Origin of the sequence: Rhodococcus sp. IEGM1428, assembly GCF_050321865.1 — a bacterium.
In the GTDB taxonomy this organism is placed as follows: Bacteria; Actinomycetota; Actinomycetes; order Mycobacteriales; family Mycobacteriaceae; genus Rhodococcoides.
Map to the genome: position 1 here is coordinate 448,261 of NZ_JBNQFW010000003.1, position 14,984 is coordinate 463,244.

Consider the following 14,984-nt stretch of genomic DNA (forward strand, 5'->3'; position numbering starts at 1 on the left):
CATGGCAATGGATTTCGAAGACATGTTGACCAAGATCAAGGACCGTCAGTGGGCGTTGGCCGACATCGATTGGGACGGCCCGGGAGCCGAGACCATCAGCCCCGAACTGCACGCCAAGCTCAAGCCCTTCATGTCCGATCTGATGTGGATCGAGAACGTGGGTGCTCGCGGATTCGCAGCGATGGCGCTCAAGGCTCCGAACGAGACGCTGGCAGAGATCTATCGTTACTTCCACGCCGAGGAGCAGAAGCACGCCAACGCCGAGCTCGCTCTCATGCGGCGCTGGGGAATGCTCGACGGCGATCAGATGCCCGAGCCGAACATCAACGTCAAGCTCGTGATCGACTGGCTGGACAAGCACTCGGACGGGCTGTCCCTGGCCGTACTGGGCACCGTCATTCCGATGCTCGAGGTCGCGTTGGACGGTGCGCTGGTGAAGTTCATCATGGACGAGATCGACGACCCGGTGTGTCAGGCCGTGTTCAAGAAGATCAACTCCGACGAATCACGCCATCTCGCCGTCGATTTCGCTGTGATCGAGCTGCTCGGCCATTCCCGGATGCGCAAGATCCTTGTCGACACTGTCGGTGCCTGGATGAACCCGGCCCTCATCGTCGGCACACTGCGGTACATCCCGCTGCTGAACAAGATGCGTGACAACATCGTGGAGATGGGTGTCGACGAGGAGCGCCTGTACACCGCGATGAAGCGATTCCGCAGTGTGGGGCAGCGAAGCCCGGAGGCGCTGCGCGTGCCGATGTATCGAATCGTGCAGTGGCACGGCAGCATTGTGATCAACCGCAAGCATCCATACCACCGCCTTGCGGACGGCCTGGTGAAGCTCACTCGCCGGTACCCGACCAAGACTCTCAATTCCGAGCCCACCTGGGCCAAGGAACTGACCTACGAGCCCGTCGCATGAGCGAGTTCGACGTGCGCGAAGGCGTACTCGACGCCGTGATCGTCGGTGCAGGATTCGCTGGAATCGGTACCGCTATCCGCCTGCGCAACAGTGGAATCGAGAAGTTCGCCATCCTCGAACGCGGCAGCGCAGTCGGCGGAACCTGGCGCGACAACACCTATCCTGGCGCAGCCTGCGACATACCGTCCAGGTTGTACTCGTACAGTTTCGCGCCCAATCCCAACTGGTCGCACACCTACTCCGGTAGCGGTGAGATTCTCGAATACATCCACACGATGGTCGGCGAGTTCGACATCGAATCGCGTATTCGATTCGGTCACAACGTCGTCGACATCATCTGGAACGAGGCCTCCGGGCATTGGCACCTGAGCATCGACGGGCACGCCGATGTTCGGGCGCGCACGGTGGTGATGGCGTCGGGTCCGCTCGCCAACGCCAGCCTGCCGAACATTCGCGGCATCGACACCTACGAGGGGCACAAGATTCACAGTGCTCGCTGGGATCACGACTACGACTTCGAGGGTAAGAAGGTCGCCGTCGTCGGAACCGGGGCAAGCGCTGTGCAGATCGTTCCCGAACTGGTGAAGATCGCCGATACGGTCAAGGTCTTCCAACGTACCCCGGGTTGGACGCTGCCCCGAGTCAATCGAAAGACGCAGGCCGGCACAAAGCGTCGTTATGCGCGTTACCCGCAGACGCAGACCCTGGCGCGTGCGCTGTGGTTCTGGGGCCACGAGTCCGTTGCCCTCGGTGTCGTGTGGAAGACCCCGTTGACGCGCATCGTCGAACTGGTCGGTCGCGCCCATCTGCGTTCTCAGGTTCGCGATCCGTGGCTGCGGCGGCAGCTGACACCCCGGTTCCGAGCCGGCTGCAAGCGACTGCTGATGACCAGCGACTACTACCCGGCACTGCAGAAGCCGAACTGCACGTTGGTGACCTGGCCGATTGCAACGCTCTCGCCCAAGGGAATTCGAACCGTGGAAGGCATCGAGCATCAGTTCGACGCCATCGTGTTCGCCACCGGATTCGACGTGTCCAACACCGGGACGCCCATACCGATCACCGGGCGCGACAGCCGCGTGCTGGCCGACGAATGGAGCGCAGGGGCCAAGGCGTACAAGAGTATTGCGGTCTCGGGTTACCCGAACATGTATTTCACCTTCGGTCCGAATTCCGGTCCGGGACACAGCTCGGCACTGGTGTACATGGAGGCTCAGATCGACTACATCGTCGAGGCGATCTCCCTGGTGCTCGAGGGAAATCTGCACAGCGCCGATGTGCGACAGGACGTCCAGGATGCCTACAACGAGGACATGCAGCGCAAACTGGCCAAGACGACCTGGAATTCCGGTTGCAGCAGTTGGTATCTCACCGAGGACGGCTTCAACGCCACCATGTTCCCCGGTTTCGCCACCCAGTACGTCAACCAACTCAAAGGTGTCGAACAGGGCGACTTCACCATGGTTCCGCGCCGCGTCGACCTGCCGCGGGAACAGGCACGGGCCGTCGCCCACTCCTGAATCGCTCGCGAGCACGCTTGTCGCTGCGATGACGTTCGGGCTCCGATTCGGAAGTTCCTTCCGCCGCGTGGTCGACGTATATCCTGTGAGTCGACGCGCGGCGGAGGTAGGGAGCTCGGTGGAATATCGAATCGACGACTTGGCTCGAGAGGCCAAGACGACCACTCGCAACGTGCGGGCGTACCAAGAGCGGGGCCTCCTGCCGCCGCCCACGCTCCGAGGACGAGTCGGTATCTACGGTGACGATCACCTGACGCGGCTCAAGGTCATCGACTCGCTGCTCCAGCGGGGTTTCACCTCGGCGCACATTGCCGATTTTCTCGCCGGCTGGGAGCAGGGCAAGGACCTGGAAGAGATCCTGGGCCTGCAGGAAATCGTGACTCGTAAGTGGTCGTCGGCCGAGACCACGATCATTCCCGTCGAACTGATTGCGCAGTTTCTCGGTGAGGACAACAACGACATCGTTGCCCGACTTATCGACGCGAAACTGATCAGGATCGACGGGGATCAGGCCGAGATCCTCGACCCCACTCTCCTCGAGGTGTTCGTCGATCTGAGCCAGTACGGCTTCACCCTCGAACAGCTGCTGGACCAGCACGAGCGGACCGCGTCGAAGATGAACGCCATCGCGGAGTCGATGGTGGGGAGCGTGACCGACCATCTGGCCGCGAGACACGGTCCGGGTTGGCTTCCCAAGTCCGGAGAGGTGGCCGAGACGACCGAGATGTTCGAGAAGATGCGCAGCCTGGCGATGAAATCTGCGCAGGCAGAGCTGGCTCGCGCCCTCGATCGCGTCCAGGAACAGGCATTGAGCGACTATCTGTCGCAGACGCTGTCCAGACAGAACGAATGACTGCGGTTTGAAGACTGCGACAATCGGACATACGTAACTCTCGACAGCCGAACGGCGGCTGACCGCCTAAGGGGGCACCATGAGGTTCGTAACGTTGATCGTTCTCGTCTGGCTGATCATCGGCGCATTCGCGTCGTACCAGCGTGGAGATTTCGAGAGCGCACCCGACAACTGCGCAGGCGCGGGCACGATCGCTCTGACCGTTGTCGCGGGACCGCTCAACTACTTCGGCGTCAACCCCGAGGTCACCGATTGCAACGTCACCGTCCCGCAGCCGAGTGAGTGATTCGAGTCTCTGACCGCGCGTACACGGAACACCTTCCCTAACCTGGTGAGGTGTTCCGTGGACGCTTGTTGCTGCTTCTCGCCTTCGCGATCCCGGTTGTATTGGTGTCGCTGGTGGGCGTCGGCGGATACGTCGCGTTCACCAAAGCCCGCGTCGATCCGCTGACCACCGCGGATGCCATCGTGGTACTCGGCGGCGAGCACGACGGCCGCGAGGCCTACGGCATTTCTCTTGCCCAGCAGGGTCTGGCGAAGACGGTGGTGCTCTCCGACCCGTACGGATCCAGCGACCCCACCATGAAGAAGGCCTGCGCGGCGTCCACTGCCGAGTTCGAGGTGTTGTGTATTCCGCCGACTCCGTCGACCACGCGCGGAGAGGCGATGTTCACCGAGGAGCTCGCCCGCGAGCGCGGGTGGAACCACGTCATCGTCGTCACCTGGCGCTACCACCTGCCCCGCGCCCGGTACATCTTCGACCAGTGCTTCGACGGCACCGTCACGATGCGTCCGACGCCACGCGCTTACGACTTCTCCCTCGTCGAGTGGGAGTTCACGTACCTCTACCAAATTGCAGGGTTCGTCAAGGCCGGCGTGCAGGGGTCGTGCCAGGACTCGGCGAGCGACTGACCCCGGTGGGGCTCAGACGATCTTGTAGTAGAGCGTGACGCCCGACTTCCAGGCCAGGAATCCGAACATCGCCGCAGCGATACCGCCCACGACATTGGCGGCGAAAAAGGTTGCCGCGCTCCGATACCGCCGCTGTCGGGCGAGTCCGATCGTGACCGATGCCAGTGCCGCCATCGGAGCCACCGAGGCCAGGAAGCCGATACCGACCACAGACCTGAGAGCGTCCGGTGGATCGATTGCGAACACGAGCCCCAGCGCTGCACATGCCGTCAGATTGAGCGCGGACAACCGGCGGCGAGACGTGATCGCGAACGCGAACACGAATTGGAGGAGTGCTGCCAGTCCGCCCCCGACTGCCACGAGGACGATGGTCGTCATCGGCTGCCCGGTTTTGCGGTCGGTCTTGTTACAGCCGCGCCGATGGCCATGGCGATCAATGCGATCACGGGAGTGAACACGAGGTACACCACCGAGTTCCAGGCACCGCGGTGCGTCACCGCCTGGAGCGCATACAGGCTGAAGGTGGTGAACCCGCATGCCAGCCCGAACACTCCGGCGCGGGCAACGGGGGCCGATCGTCCCGACAGATAACCCAGGGCGGCTCCGACCACGAGGCAGCCGAACACATCGACGCCGAACGTGCTCATCAACAGCCATCGCGGCGTGAAGCGCCACGTCCACACCTCGTACCGCATCGCCGCACCCACTACACCGCCGACAGTGACCGCGAGGTACTCACCGATCGATCGACGGCGGTCCGTTCCCTGCAGTCCCTCGATCACCGAAGCGAGCCTAATGGGAGTCGAGCAACTCGGCCGATCGTAAGAAAGTCGGCGAGGGCGGACCAGGGTAAAGTCGCCGTGTGACTGTGGACGACATGGGCCTCGGGCCCCAGCACTTCGATGTGATCGTGGAATGGCGTGATCAGGACGTGGTTCTGGCCGTGTCCGGTGAACTGGATCTGGTGACCGCTCCCGACTTGTCCGAGTCGGTTGCTCTCGTGCTCGAGAAGTCGCCGACGGCGGTGGTGATCGATCTCAGCAACGTGGGATTTCTCGCGTCCGCAGGAATGTCGCTGTTGGCGTCCACCCATCAGCAACTCGGCAGCGAGGCCGGGTTTGCGGTGGTCGCAGAGGGTCCGGCCACCGGTCGTCCACTCACCCTGGTCGGTCTGGACGAGGTCTTCGGAATCTATGCAACGGTTGACGAAGCTTTCGTTGCACTTCGTAAGGGTAGATCCTGAACTTTTGGGTAGACGGGACTCATGATGGCGACACTCTCCGGAGGTGACGACTCACGTTCCGACAGTTCGATCTCGACGGCAGGCACGCGAATGAAAGAACTGCTGTTCACCGGCGAGCCTGCCGACGCTGATCGAGCGTCGGCTATTCGTCGTGAGCTCGGTGAGTGGTTGGACAGCGTGGGCGTCGATCCGGATCGGGCTTACGACGTGGTGTTGGCAACGTACGAGGCGATAGCGAACAGCGTCGAGCACGCGTACCGGGATCATGCCGATCGTGGGACTCTCGATATCCGCGTGCTGTGGGTGGCGGACGGTCGGATCGACGTGAAGGTGGTCGACCGCGGGGGTTGGGCGTCGCACAACTCCGATCCCAATCGCGGGCGTGGCGTCCCGCTGATGCGAGCACTGGCCGACAGTGCGGCGGTCACCTCGGATCAGAACGGCACGACGGTTCACATGATCTGGGATGCGATCCGTAGCACCTGATTCCTCCGGCACACTGGTGGCATGGTCGACATGCAGATCGCTACAGCGGAGAAGAAGAAGATAACTCTCCCCAACCTTCGTGTGCTGTGGCAGTTCGTTCGACCGCACAGCCGCACCCTTGCGCTCGGAATGACCCTCGGTCTCGTCGGAACGGGTGCCGCCCTGGCTACGCCGATGGTCGCGAAGGGAGTGCTCGACGGCCTCGGCACCGATGCCTCGCTGATCGGGCCGATTCTGCTGCTCGTGGGTTTGCTCGTAGTGGGGTCGGTGGTGCTGTACTTCCAGTGGATCGTCCTGGGAGTGCTGGCCGAACGTATCGTTCTCGACGCCCGCAAGTCCATCGTCCGAAAGTACTTCGGAGCCACTGTCGGCAGTCTCGGCACGCGGCCCACCGGCGAGCTCGTCACCAGAGTCACCTCCGACACCGTTTTGCTGCGTGAGGCGGCGTCGAATGCGTTGGTGGGCATCGTGAACAGTGTGGTGGGCTTGGTGGGCGCACTGATTCTGATGGCAGTTCTCGACCTGGTTCTGCTCGGTGCGATCGCGACAGCCATTATCGCGATCGCGGTTCTGTTCTCGCGTCTGATGCCGCCGATTGCCGTGGCGCAGCGTCAGTCTCAGGAAGCAGTGGGTCGGTTGGGCGGAATTCTGGACGGCACCTTGCGGGCGATCCGCACCGTCAAGTCGAGCAGGGCCGAGACCCGCGAATCGGAGCGGGTGATCTCCGAGGCGCGCACGTCGGCTCAGCACAGCGTGCGAGCGGTGAAGATCTCGGCACTGGCGTGGACGTTCGCCGGTGGCGGTGTTCAACTGGCCATCATCGGGATCCTCGGTCTCGGCGGCTATCGAGTCAGCACCGGAGCGCTCGCGGTGTCGAGTCTGATTGCGTTCCTGCTGTACGCATTTCAAGTGATGGGCCCGGTCCAGACCCTGGCCACCAACATCACCGCGCTGCAGGCCGGAATGGCGGCGGCTGCGCGTATCCGCCAGATAGACGATCTGGTGACCGAGGTGGGCGTGGAAGGCGCCGCGAACTCGACGAGAACCGACTCGGTTGCACCCGCCCTCGAATTCCGCAGCGTCACAGCACGATACGCACCCGGTCGAGAGCCTGCCGTGCACGGCATCGACCTCGAGGTGCCGGCACGTGGACACACGGCGATCGTGGGCCCGTCCGGTGCAGGCAAGACGAGCGTGTTCTCGTTGATCCTGCGTTTCCTCACGCCCGAGAGCGGTGAGATTCGGCTCGGTGGCACGCCCTACGACAACTTGACCATCGACGAGGTGCGATCCCGATTGTCCTACGTGGAGCAGGAGACCCCGGTGATCCCCGGTTCGATCCGAGACAATCTGCTGTTCAGTCATCCCGAGGCCAGCGAGGCCGACATCTGGGCGGCGCTCGAGTCGGTGCACCTGGATTCGACCATTCGTGCGCTGGACGACGGGTTGGACACCGATCTGATCGGCTCGACCGTCTCCGGCGGTCAGCGTCAGCGAATCGCGTTGGCACGAGCCATCGTTCGTCGGCCCGAGATTCTTCTGCTGGACGAGGCAACGGCACAGGTCGACGGTCGCACCGAGGCGGCCATCCACGAGGTGATTCGAGCCATTGCGTCGGAAGCCGCCGTCGTCACCATCGCGCACCGGCTGTCCACCGTGCTCGATGCCGACACGATCCTGGTGATGGAGGACGGAGTGGTCCGCGCTCGCGGCACTCACGAGGAACTGATGAATACCGATTCGCTGTACCGAGAACTGGTGGCTGCGTTGCGAATCGGCGACGCCACCGCGCTGCCGACCCCGAGTTGACCGGCTAGCGTCCGGAACCGGATTCCGTGGTGGTGGTCTCGTCGTCCGACTCGTCCTCGGACGTGGTGGTCGTTCGGTCGGCACCGGTCGTGCGACGCGAGCTCCGCGTCGTCGTCTCGGAACGATCCGGAGTGGTCGTCGTGGGACGAGCGGTGGTGGGCACCGCGACCTGCCACGTGGGGGACGGAGGCACGACGACGATGGTCGAGCTCGGCGACGACACGACCGAGCTCAGGTTGTCCGACTTCAGCGCGGGTGGACGCACCGTCTGATTCGTGTCGTCGAACGCACCGCCCAGAGCACCGATGGTCAATCCGACGGCGATGGCCACTCCCGCGCTTGCCACTGCTGCCAACGCGATGACCTTGTCGCGCATGCACAGACCCTAACGCCGTGGCCGAACCCGGATGGTCGGCAATGATGCGAGAACGTTACCTCAGCGAGCGAAGCGGTGAGGGATGGACGTTCATTGCGGCATCAACCGCAGCACGGCGGGCAACGCCTCCGCGATCAGTTCTCCGGCCAGCTCGTACTCCGAGGGCTCGCGGCGGTACGGATCTCCGATGTCCAGAGTGTCGACCCGATGTACTGCCCGCGCATCCGCGAGAGCCGCAATCGTCTGTGCACCCGACGCAGCGGCGAGGCCGGATGCTTCGAGGAGGGTGAATGTCCGACGCATCTGCCGCGGTGCGAGGGCCAGAACGGCGTCGCGATGGGCGGACGTCATCGTCAGGACCAGGTCTGCGTCGGCAGCGATCGCCGGGGTGAGGCGTCGGGCAACAAAACCGTCCGGATCGCCGCCGAGCTGAGTGAGCACCATCGCGGCCGTCGGGTCCATGGCGTGACCGGTCAAACCCTGGGTTCCGGCGCTGCTCGCGGTCACGTCGAAGCCGCCTTCGTGGGCGAATGCGGCAGCGAGTCGCTCGGCCGTCGGAGATCGGCAGATGTTCCCGGTGCAGACGAACAGAACGCGCATGCGGCAACTGTAATGGTGTGGTCGACGCGAGATGTCGCGTCCACTGGGGCGCAGTCGCGGGACGCGCTACAGTGTGCCTTCGGGGGGATCGAGACTGGTTCGTGACATCGGGTCTCGGCGTGTGTTCACGGGGAAATCGACAAGAGGCGGGTAATGACCGAAGTTCTCGGTGTGTCGGTGGGAGCCAGTGCGGTGCGCATGGCTCGCCCTGACGCGCGCCCGCAGAATTCGGGTCGTCTGGGTTTTCACCACGACACCGTCGACGCCTACTGGGATCGCGCCGAGGAGTTGGCGGCCGAGTCGATCGGGGTAGTGCTGTCGCAATCGGGAGACGGCAGCCCCGTACAGGCAACCGGAGTGGCGTACCGCGACCAGCAGCAGTTCGGTGAGATCCAGCAGGCGATGGCGAGCCAGCGGCTGTACAACTACCGGCTGGTGCCCGAGGCGCGTGCCGCGTTGCAGTATCTGGAGGCATCGGGCGAACTGGGCCACTTCGGCACGATCGGGCTCTACGACCTCGGTAGCTCCGGGTTGACGATCAGCGTCATCGACCGCGGCACCGGCCAGGTGCTGCTCGCCGAGCGCACCATCGACATCAGTGGGGACGACTTCGATCGGCTCATCTCGGACAACCAGCTCGCCAAGCAAGGCGTCGACATTGCCGACAATCAGGAACTGAGCCAGTTCACCGCGCGTTGCCGCGTGGCCAAGGAGCAGCTGTCGACCAGTGGCGCGGTGTGCCTGCCCGGTGACGGCGGCGTCATTCTGATCTCTCGCGAGGCGTTCGAGTCGCTGGTCACCGTTCCGATCGAGTACTCGGCGCGGTTGGTGCGCGACGTCATCGGGCGGTCACCCAAGCACGTCGACGCTCTTGTCCTCATCGGTGGCGGAGCGCGTATTCCGCTGGTGGAGTCGATCCTCAGCGCGTGGATCGGCCTTCCTGTCATCACCCCCGCAGATCCGGAATCCGTCGCTGCCCGCGGAGCGGCACTGCTGGCGACTCCGGTTGCCGACGCGCCGCGTCAGCCCACTCCGGCCCCGGGCGTTCGGCAGTCGTCGTCCGAGCCCGCATCGTTGTCCGGAGCTCCGGATTGGTTGAGCCCCGATCCCGCGACCGACAAGCCGGCCGACTCCAAGCGCAAGGTCCGCGGCGCGGTGCTCGTCGCGGGCGGTCTTGTTGCCGTTGCCGCGCTCGGCTTGTCTCTCGGGTACGGCGGTGGTTCGACACAGCCGACGAGCGCTCCAGCGGAAACGACCGCTCCGATCACGGCGGTGCCCACCACGCCGAGAACAACGGTTCCGCCCACCACTGCGCCACCCACCACTACCACGGTGCCGCCCACGACCGAGGCCGCGCAGGCTCCGGCGCGCACGTATTCCGAGCCGGAATACGATCCGCCGGCTGCACCCGCACCCGCCCCCGCCCCGGCACCGCTGATCCCGGGCCTTCCGCAGATTCAGCTGCCGCAGATCCAGTTGCCGCCGCCACCGGTCATCCAGTTGCCGCGCTTCTAGCCCACCTTCGGCTTCGGCCCGGTTCAGGGCAGCTGAAGTTCGGCGAGAACCGCCAGGTGATCGCTTTCGGGGATCGCGAGCGGCTGGACCGACAGAGCCCGTACGGTCTCGCTCGTCACGACATGGTCCAGGCGCGCCAGTGGGCGCTCCGAGGGGAACGTGCGGAACAGTCCCGCGCCCGCTGCGTCGGCCGCGTCGGAGAACGGAGACGACGCCAACGTTCGGAACTGCCGGTGGTCGTTGGTGGCGTTGAAGTCTCCGGCAACGATTGCGGTGTCCTGGTAGGTCTCCATGATCGACCGCATCCTGGCCAGGTCGGCATCCCATTCGGCGGTGTGCCTGGGCGTGGCCGGCGACATCGCATGGAACGAGACGAGAGTCAGATCCTGCCCGTCGACGGTGGTTCGTGCCTGTACCGGGACGAAGCCGAAGTTGTCGAGTCGGGTGCCCTCGGTCAGCGGGGTGCGGCTCCACAGGCCGGTGCCGTCGGCCACCGGCAGAGCCGCGGTGAAGGAGAACGGGAGAAGTTCGTCGATACCCGCCGCCTGCAGATCGGTCACTTCCTCGGGCGTCAGTTCCTGGACGGCGAGGATGTCGACATCGTGGTCACGGACGGCGTCGACGATGGCTGCAGCGTCGGCGTCCCCGTGCGCGACGTTGACGGTCAACAGGGACAGCTCGGGGCCGGAGTTGTCCGGCCCGTCGGCCAGGAACATCGGCACCTGCACTCCGACGACAGCGATGGTGAGCAGCACAGCGACTGCCGACCCGACGCGGGCGCGGGCAGCGGCGAAGAGGATCACTGCGGCGAGGGAGGCCACGCCCAGATACGGAGCTCCGACTACCAGCGCCACAAACGAGATCTCGGTCACTCCAACTTGCCGGATGACGAACATTCCGAGGGTCACGGCGACCAGAGCCCAGCCGACGACCTGCGCTGCGGTGCGAACGAAACGGCGCATCGCCGCGGTACCTCCTGTTGCGTGCCCGAGTTGGGCATGGATGTGTCTGGTGTTGTCTACACTCGGCATGTGCCCAGCTCAGAGCCGATATGCAAGTGCCATCACGAACAAGCTGCGCACCGGCATTACCGGCGTGGAACCGACTGTTCGCTGTGTGACTGCCCTCGTTTTCGGGGTCCGATACCGGTTCTGTCGAGATGGTGGCCCAGAAAATAGTTCGCCGGGCAAAAACAATCTTACCGTCCGATCCTGTGCGAATAATAAATCCAGTCGATAGGATTAGGGGCCTGGATACAGGCAATACGGACAAATGCGGCTCGGGGACCGTCCGACATTCGATCCGGTAGGAGAGGCTTCATGTCGAACGATGCAGTGCTGGACAGGCTCGGAACCGGATTACGGGTCCTCGAGCTGGACCCCATCACGTACCGACCGCACCCGATTCACAATCACGACCGCATCTGGACCGAAACCAACTGTTACGTCGATCTCTGGATCGAGGTTCTGCACTCTCTCGGCGCGGATCCCACTCCCGCTCTGGCGTTCGTGCTCAGTGCCGGGTGCGACGGCAGGCAATGGGACTTCGTGAAGATCATGCCCGAGGACCTGCGCACCCTGTACGGCATCGACGTGGCCGAGATGAACGTGTGGCGGCCCGTGCTCGAGCACGTGGTCGAGGGTCTGGACGACGGCATCCACGTCACCGTCGAAGTCGACGGCTTCTGGCTGCCCGACACCGCAGGCACCAGCTACCGAAACCAGCACACCAAGACCACCATCGTGCCGAACCTCGTCAACCGCGAGGACAAGGTGATGGGGTACTTCCACAATCGCGGGTACTTCGATCTCACCGGGGCCGACTTCGACGGGATATTCAACCTCGCTCCCGAACCGCACGCCGAGGTGTTGCTGCCCTACGTCGAGCAGATCCGCGTGGACTCTGCGGTACTCGATGCCGGATTCGGTGATCGAGACCTCGACGTCGCTCGCGCGCACCTGGCACGGCGGGCACAGGGAAACCCGGTCGATGCGCTTGCCCGGCGCATCGTGGCCGACATTCCGCTCGTCCAAACCGCCGGGCCCGACGCATTCCACCTGTGGTCGTTCGGACTGCTCCGCCAATTCGGAGCCACCGCGGAGCTCGCGGCGAATTACGTGGAATACCTCGACGGCCGCGGCGCGCCCGGTGCTGCCGCGGCAGCACCACTTTTCCGCGATGCCGCCTCCGGTGCCAAGGCCGTGCAATTTCGAATGGCACGCGCGGCACGTGGCCGGGACGTCGTGCTCGACGAGCCGCTGATCGAGATGAGCAAGAACTGGGCGGCAGCCATGGATCTCGTTGCAGACGCCGTGGGCACGTGATCGATCTGCTCGACGGCGCTCGGTGGCAGCTGGCCAGAACCGACGCCGGCTCGGTTCTCGACCCCGGTGATCTACCCGCCGATCTCGAGTGGATCGATGCGGAGGTGCCAGGAACGGTGGCGTCGGTTCTCGGCGCGTCGCTTTCCGGAGTGAACCCGGACGATCACGACTGGTGGTTCGTCGCGGAGGTCTCCACCGCCGACCACCGTGGGGTGCGAGTGACGTTCGGCGGCATCGCAACTCGTGCCCAGATCTGGATCGACGGCAACCACCGTCGAACGGTGACGTCGATGTTCGTTCCCGAGATCGTCGATCTGACCGAATGCGGCCCCACAGTTCGTATTGCCCTGCACGTCGAATCGCTTGCTGCGCAGCTGAAGTCCCGACGTCCACGAGGGCGATGGCGATCGTCGTTGATTGCAGCGCAAGGGCTTCGGCACGAGCGCACGACGATGCTCGGCCGGGCACCCGTGTACGGGCCCCTTCCGATCGCCGTCGGACCATGGCGTCCGGTGTCGATGACGCCGATTCCCGATGTTCGTCGCAGCGAACTGTCTACAGCTGTGTCCGGTACCGACGGCATCGTAGTGCTGCGCGCCCAGGTGGATTCGCCACGAGACGCTCGAATCATGATCTACGACACCATGTCTTCGGTTCATACAGTCGAGCTCGGCACGGTCGAGCACATCGATTCGACTCTGACGTTGCCGGATGTCGAACTCTGGTGGCCGCACACGCACGGCCGACCGCGAACGTACCGGGTGGCTCTCGAGATCGACGGCACCGTTCATCGCATGGGGGTTGTCGGGTTTCGTACGGTGGAGCTGGACCGCACCGCGGGCGGCGCGCAACTCGTGGTCAACGGAGCGGACGTGTTCTGCCGAGGTGGAACGTGGACGCCGCTGAATCCGGTGCGGTTGTGGTCCTCGGAGGCCGAACTGCGTGCCGCGCTCGAACAGCTCCGATCCGCGGGTCTGAACATGGTGCGGGTGGTCGGCACCCTGGTGTACGAGCAGCCCGAATTCTGGTCGCTGTGTGCAGAACTGGGCATCATGGTGTGGCAGGACGTCATGTTCGGCACCGTCGATCTGCCCACCGACGAGACTTTCACGGCGTCGGTCGCCCGTGAGCTCGATGCGTTGGCCGATACCGTGTCTGCGAACCCCGCCCTGATGGTCGTCAGTGGAGGAAGCGAGACGCAGCAGCAACCGACGATGCTGGGGCTTGCCGCCGACGATCAGCGAATGGACATGCTGGACAGCGTTGTTCCTGACTTTCTGGCCGATCGCCTGCCCGCGGTGGCGTATGTGACATCGAGCCCGTCCGGTGTGCAGGGAGAATTGCACACACATGTGGGTGACGGTATCGCCCACTACTTCGGGGTCGGCGGCTACCTGCGTCCGTTGTCCGATATCCGCACCGCCGGTGTACGTTTCGCGGCAGAGTGTCTGGCTTTTGCCGTTCCTCCGGAGCGAGCGTCGGTGGAGAGGTTCTTCGGGTCCGCCGCAGTGGCCGGCCACCACCCGGAATGGAAAGCCGCCGTTCCACGCGATCGCGGCTCGTCCTGGGATTTCGAGGATGTGCGAGATCACTACGTACGCAGCATCTTCGGCGTCGATCCGCATCTGATTCGCCGGGACGACGCCGAACTGTACCTCGACTACGGCAGAGCCGCGACGGTCGAAGCGTTCACCGAAGCATTCGGCCACTGGCGTCGGGCATCCTCTGGGTGCGCCGGTGCCCTGGTGCTCACGTTGCGGGATACGGTTCCCGGTGCCGGCTGGGGCATAGTCGATAGCGCCGGTGTACCGAAAGCGCCCTTCTACGCCTTGGCGCGGGCCAGCGCGCCTATAGCTCTACTGTTGTCCGACAACGGACTCGACGGTTACTCGGTGGAAGTGGTCAACGACGGCCCGGCGCGCACGGGCACGGTACGAGTGGTGCTGCACGCGTCTCGGGGCAGTCACGAATTCGAGCAGTCGGTGAAGGTGGGCACGAATTCCTCGGTGGCGCTGACGGTGGACTCCATCGTCGGCACGTTCACCGACGTCAATCATGCTTACCGCTTCGGCCGTCGAACCTACTCCGCCGTCACCGCCGCATTCCTTGACGCCAGTGGGGTGGAGGTGACGCGAACCACCGTCCTCGTCGGCCCGCAGGCCCGTCAGAACACTGTGGGGTTGTCCGCCGAGGTGACCGAGACACATTCCGGAACATGGGAATTGACGGTCAGATCCGAGTGGGCGGCGCAGTACGTCTGTGTCGACATCGAGAATTTCCAGGTGTCCGACTCGTGGTTCCACCTGGCACCGAACGAACCCCGCACCGTGACTCTTGTCGGTGATGGCGCGCCCCGTGGACACATCCGGGCGCTAAATTCCGTGGAGCGGGCCTCGGTCGTGAGCAGAAACTCGTAGTGGGTTA

General features: G+C 64.2%; 16 protein-coding genes. 11 read left to right on the forward strand and 5 right to left on the reverse strand.

Features of this window, described 5'->3' with window-relative positions:
* Nucleotide 1 precedes the first annotated feature (1 nt).
* From ACQR3T_RS16970 to ACQR3T_RS16990, 5 genes are all read left to right on the forward strand, one after another.
* Entirely contained in the window at nt 2-922 is a 921-nt protein-coding gene (locus ACQR3T_RS16970; RefSeq protein ID WP_032376179.1) for a hypothetical protein, read from the forward strand.
* Nucleotides 919-2,442, forward strand: a complete 1,524-nt coding sequence (locus ACQR3T_RS16975; RefSeq protein ID WP_428694240.1) for a flavin-containing monooxygenase — start codon at nt 919-921, stop codon at nt 2,440-2,442. Before ACQR3T_RS16970 ends, ACQR3T_RS16975 begins: the two co-directional genes overlap by 4 nt.
* Before the next feature lie 118 nt (nt 2,443-2,560).
* Nucleotides 2,561-3,295, forward strand: a complete 735-nt coding sequence (locus tag ACQR3T_RS16980) for a MerR family transcriptional regulator (protein WP_032376181.1) — start codon at nt 2,561-2,563, stop codon at nt 3,293-3,295.
* A gap of 79 nt (nt 3,296-3,374) precedes the next feature.
* Nucleotides 3,375-3,581 carry a hypothetical protein gene (locus ACQR3T_RS16985; RefSeq protein WP_032376182.1) on the forward strand — a complete coding sequence of 69 codons (207 nt, stop codon included), beginning with the start codon at nt 3,375-3,377 and terminating at the stop codon, nt 3,579-3,581.
* A 50-nt stretch (nt 3,582-3,631) separates the two neighbouring features.
* Nucleotides 3,632-4,207, forward strand: coding sequence for a YdcF family protein (locus ACQR3T_RS16990; RefSeq protein WP_032376183.1), 576 nt, complete (start codon nt 3,632-3,634; stop codon nt 4,205-4,207).
* Between the two features lie 12 nt (nt 4,208-4,219).
* Here the strand turns inward: ACQR3T_RS16990 and ACQR3T_RS16995 are convergent, their stop codons facing one another.
* Both ACQR3T_RS16995 and ACQR3T_RS17000 read right to left on the reverse strand, forming a co-directional pair.
* Nucleotides 4,220-4,585, reverse strand: a complete 366-nt coding sequence (locus ACQR3T_RS16995) for a CrcB family protein (protein ID WP_428694241.1) — start codon at nt 4,583-4,585, stop codon at nt 4,220-4,222.
* On the reverse strand, nt 4,582-4,989 hold the full coding sequence (locus ACQR3T_RS17000) for a fluoride efflux transporter FluC (RefSeq protein ID WP_428694242.1): 408 nt from the start codon (nt 4,987-4,989) through the stop codon (nt 4,582-4,584). Before ACQR3T_RS17000 ends, ACQR3T_RS16995 begins: the two co-directional genes overlap by 4 nt.
* Nucleotides 4,990-5,114: 125 nt before the next feature.
* Between ACQR3T_RS17000 and ACQR3T_RS17005 the strand changes: the two genes are divergently transcribed.
* The 3 genes from ACQR3T_RS17005 to ACQR3T_RS17015 are packed head-to-tail and all read left to right on the forward strand — an operon-like array spanning nt 5,115 to nt 7,745.
* Complete coding sequence (locus ACQR3T_RS17005) at nt 5,115-5,450, forward strand: STAS domain-containing protein (protein ID WP_371829134.1); 336 nt, start codon at nt 5,115-5,117, stop codon at nt 5,448-5,450.
* A 21-nt stretch (nt 5,451-5,471) separates the two neighbouring features.
* Nucleotides 5,472-5,936 (forward strand): ATP-binding protein, encoded by a 465-nt coding sequence (locus tag ACQR3T_RS17010; protein ID WP_428694243.1) that lies wholly within the window; start codon nt 5,472-5,474, stop codon nt 5,934-5,936.
* A gap of 21 nt (nt 5,937-5,957) precedes the next feature.
* Entirely contained in the window at nt 5,958-7,745 is a 1,788-nt protein-coding gene (locus ACQR3T_RS17015) for an ABC transporter ATP-binding protein (protein WP_428694244.1), read from the forward strand.
* Between the two features lie 4 nt (nt 7,746-7,749).
* On the opposite strand, the gene ACQR3T_RS17020 is transcribed toward ACQR3T_RS17015, so the two are convergent.
* Both ACQR3T_RS17020 and ACQR3T_RS17025 read right to left on the reverse strand, forming a co-directional pair.
* Nucleotides 7,750-8,121: a hypothetical protein gene (locus tag ACQR3T_RS17020; protein ID WP_428694245.1), complete on the reverse strand. Its 372-nt coding sequence runs from the start codon at nt 8,119-8,121 to the stop codon at nt 7,750-7,752.
* A 90-nt stretch (nt 8,122-8,211) separates the two neighbouring features.
* Nucleotides 8,212-8,721, reverse strand: a complete 510-nt coding sequence (locus ACQR3T_RS17025) for a low molecular weight phosphatase family protein (protein ID WP_428694246.1) — start codon at nt 8,719-8,721, stop codon at nt 8,212-8,214.
* A 153-nt stretch (nt 8,722-8,874) separates the two neighbouring features.
* On the opposite strand from ACQR3T_RS17025, the gene ACQR3T_RS17030 reads away from it, so the two are divergent.
* Nucleotides 8,875-10,236, forward strand: a complete 1,362-nt coding sequence (locus tag ACQR3T_RS17030) for an Hsp70 family protein (RefSeq protein WP_428694247.1) — start codon at nt 8,875-8,877, stop codon at nt 10,234-10,236.
* Nucleotides 10,237-10,259: 23 nt separating this feature from the next.
* Here the strand turns inward: ACQR3T_RS17030 and ACQR3T_RS17035 are convergent, their stop codons facing one another.
* Entirely contained in the window at nt 10,260-11,198 is a 939-nt protein-coding gene (locus ACQR3T_RS17035) for an endonuclease/exonuclease/phosphatase family protein (protein ID WP_032376473.1), read from the reverse strand.
* Between the two features lie 357 nt (nt 11,199-11,555).
* Here ACQR3T_RS17035 and ACQR3T_RS17040 point away from each other — a divergent pair, with 357 nt between their 5' ends.
* Together ACQR3T_RS17040 and ACQR3T_RS17045 are read left to right on the forward strand one after the other, a co-directional pair.
* Nucleotides 11,556-12,560, forward strand: a complete 1,005-nt coding sequence (locus ACQR3T_RS17040; protein ID WP_428694248.1) for a DUF1839 family protein — start codon at nt 11,556-11,558, stop codon at nt 12,558-12,560.
* Nucleotides 12,557-14,977: a glycoside hydrolase family 2 protein gene (locus ACQR3T_RS17045; protein WP_428694249.1), complete on the forward strand. Its 2,421-nt coding sequence runs from the start codon at nt 12,557-12,559 to the stop codon at nt 14,975-14,977. The genes ACQR3T_RS17040 and ACQR3T_RS17045 overlap by 4 nt, the downstream gene beginning before the upstream one ends.
* The last annotated feature ends 7 nt before the right edge of the window (nt 14,978-14,984 follow it).

What these genes read in the sequence shown, in the direction of transcription:
- ACQR3T_RS17020 (WP_428694245.1), bottom strand. Translation starts at nt 8,121, where the DNA reads ATGCGCGACAAGGTCATCGCGTTGGCAGCAGTGGCAAGCGCGGGAGTG.
- ACQR3T_RS16985 (WP_032376182.1), top strand. Translation starts at nt 3,375, where the DNA reads ATGAGGTTCGTAACGTTGATCGTTCTCGTCTGGCTGATCATCGGCGCA.
- ACQR3T_RS17010 (WP_428694243.1), top strand. Translation starts at nt 5,472, where the DNA reads ATGATGGCGACACTCTCCGGAGGTGACGACTCACGTTCCGACAGTTCG.
- ACQR3T_RS17030 (WP_428694247.1), top strand. Translation starts at nt 8,875, where the DNA reads ATGACCGAAGTTCTCGGTGTGTCGGTGGGAGCCAGTGCGGTGCGCATG.
- ACQR3T_RS16970 (WP_032376179.1), top strand. Translation starts at nt 2, where the DNA reads ATGGCAATGGATTTCGAAGACATGTTGACCAAGATCAAGGACCGTCAG.
- ACQR3T_RS17015 (WP_428694244.1), top strand. Translation starts at nt 5,958, where the DNA reads ATGGTCGACATGCAGATCGCTACAGCGGAGAAGAAGAAGATAACTCTC.
- ACQR3T_RS16975 (WP_428694240.1), top strand. Translation starts at nt 919, where the DNA reads ATGAGCGAGTTCGACGTGCGCGAAGGCGTACTCGACGCCGTGATCGTC.
- ACQR3T_RS17025 (WP_428694246.1), bottom strand. Translation starts at nt 8,721, where the DNA reads ATGCGCGTTCTGTTCGTCTGCACCGGGAACATCTGCCGATCTCCGACG.
- ACQR3T_RS16995 (WP_428694241.1), bottom strand. Translation starts at nt 4,585, where the DNA reads ATGACGACCATCGTCCTCGTGGCAGTCGGGGGCGGACTGGCAGCACTC.
- ACQR3T_RS17040 (WP_428694248.1), top strand. Translation starts at nt 11,556, where the DNA reads ATGTCGAACGATGCAGTGCTGGACAGGCTCGGAACCGGATTACGGGTC.
- ACQR3T_RS17035 (WP_032376473.1), bottom strand. Translation starts at nt 11,198, where the DNA reads ATGCGCCGTTTCGTTCGCACCGCAGCGCAGGTCGTCGGCTGGGCTCTG.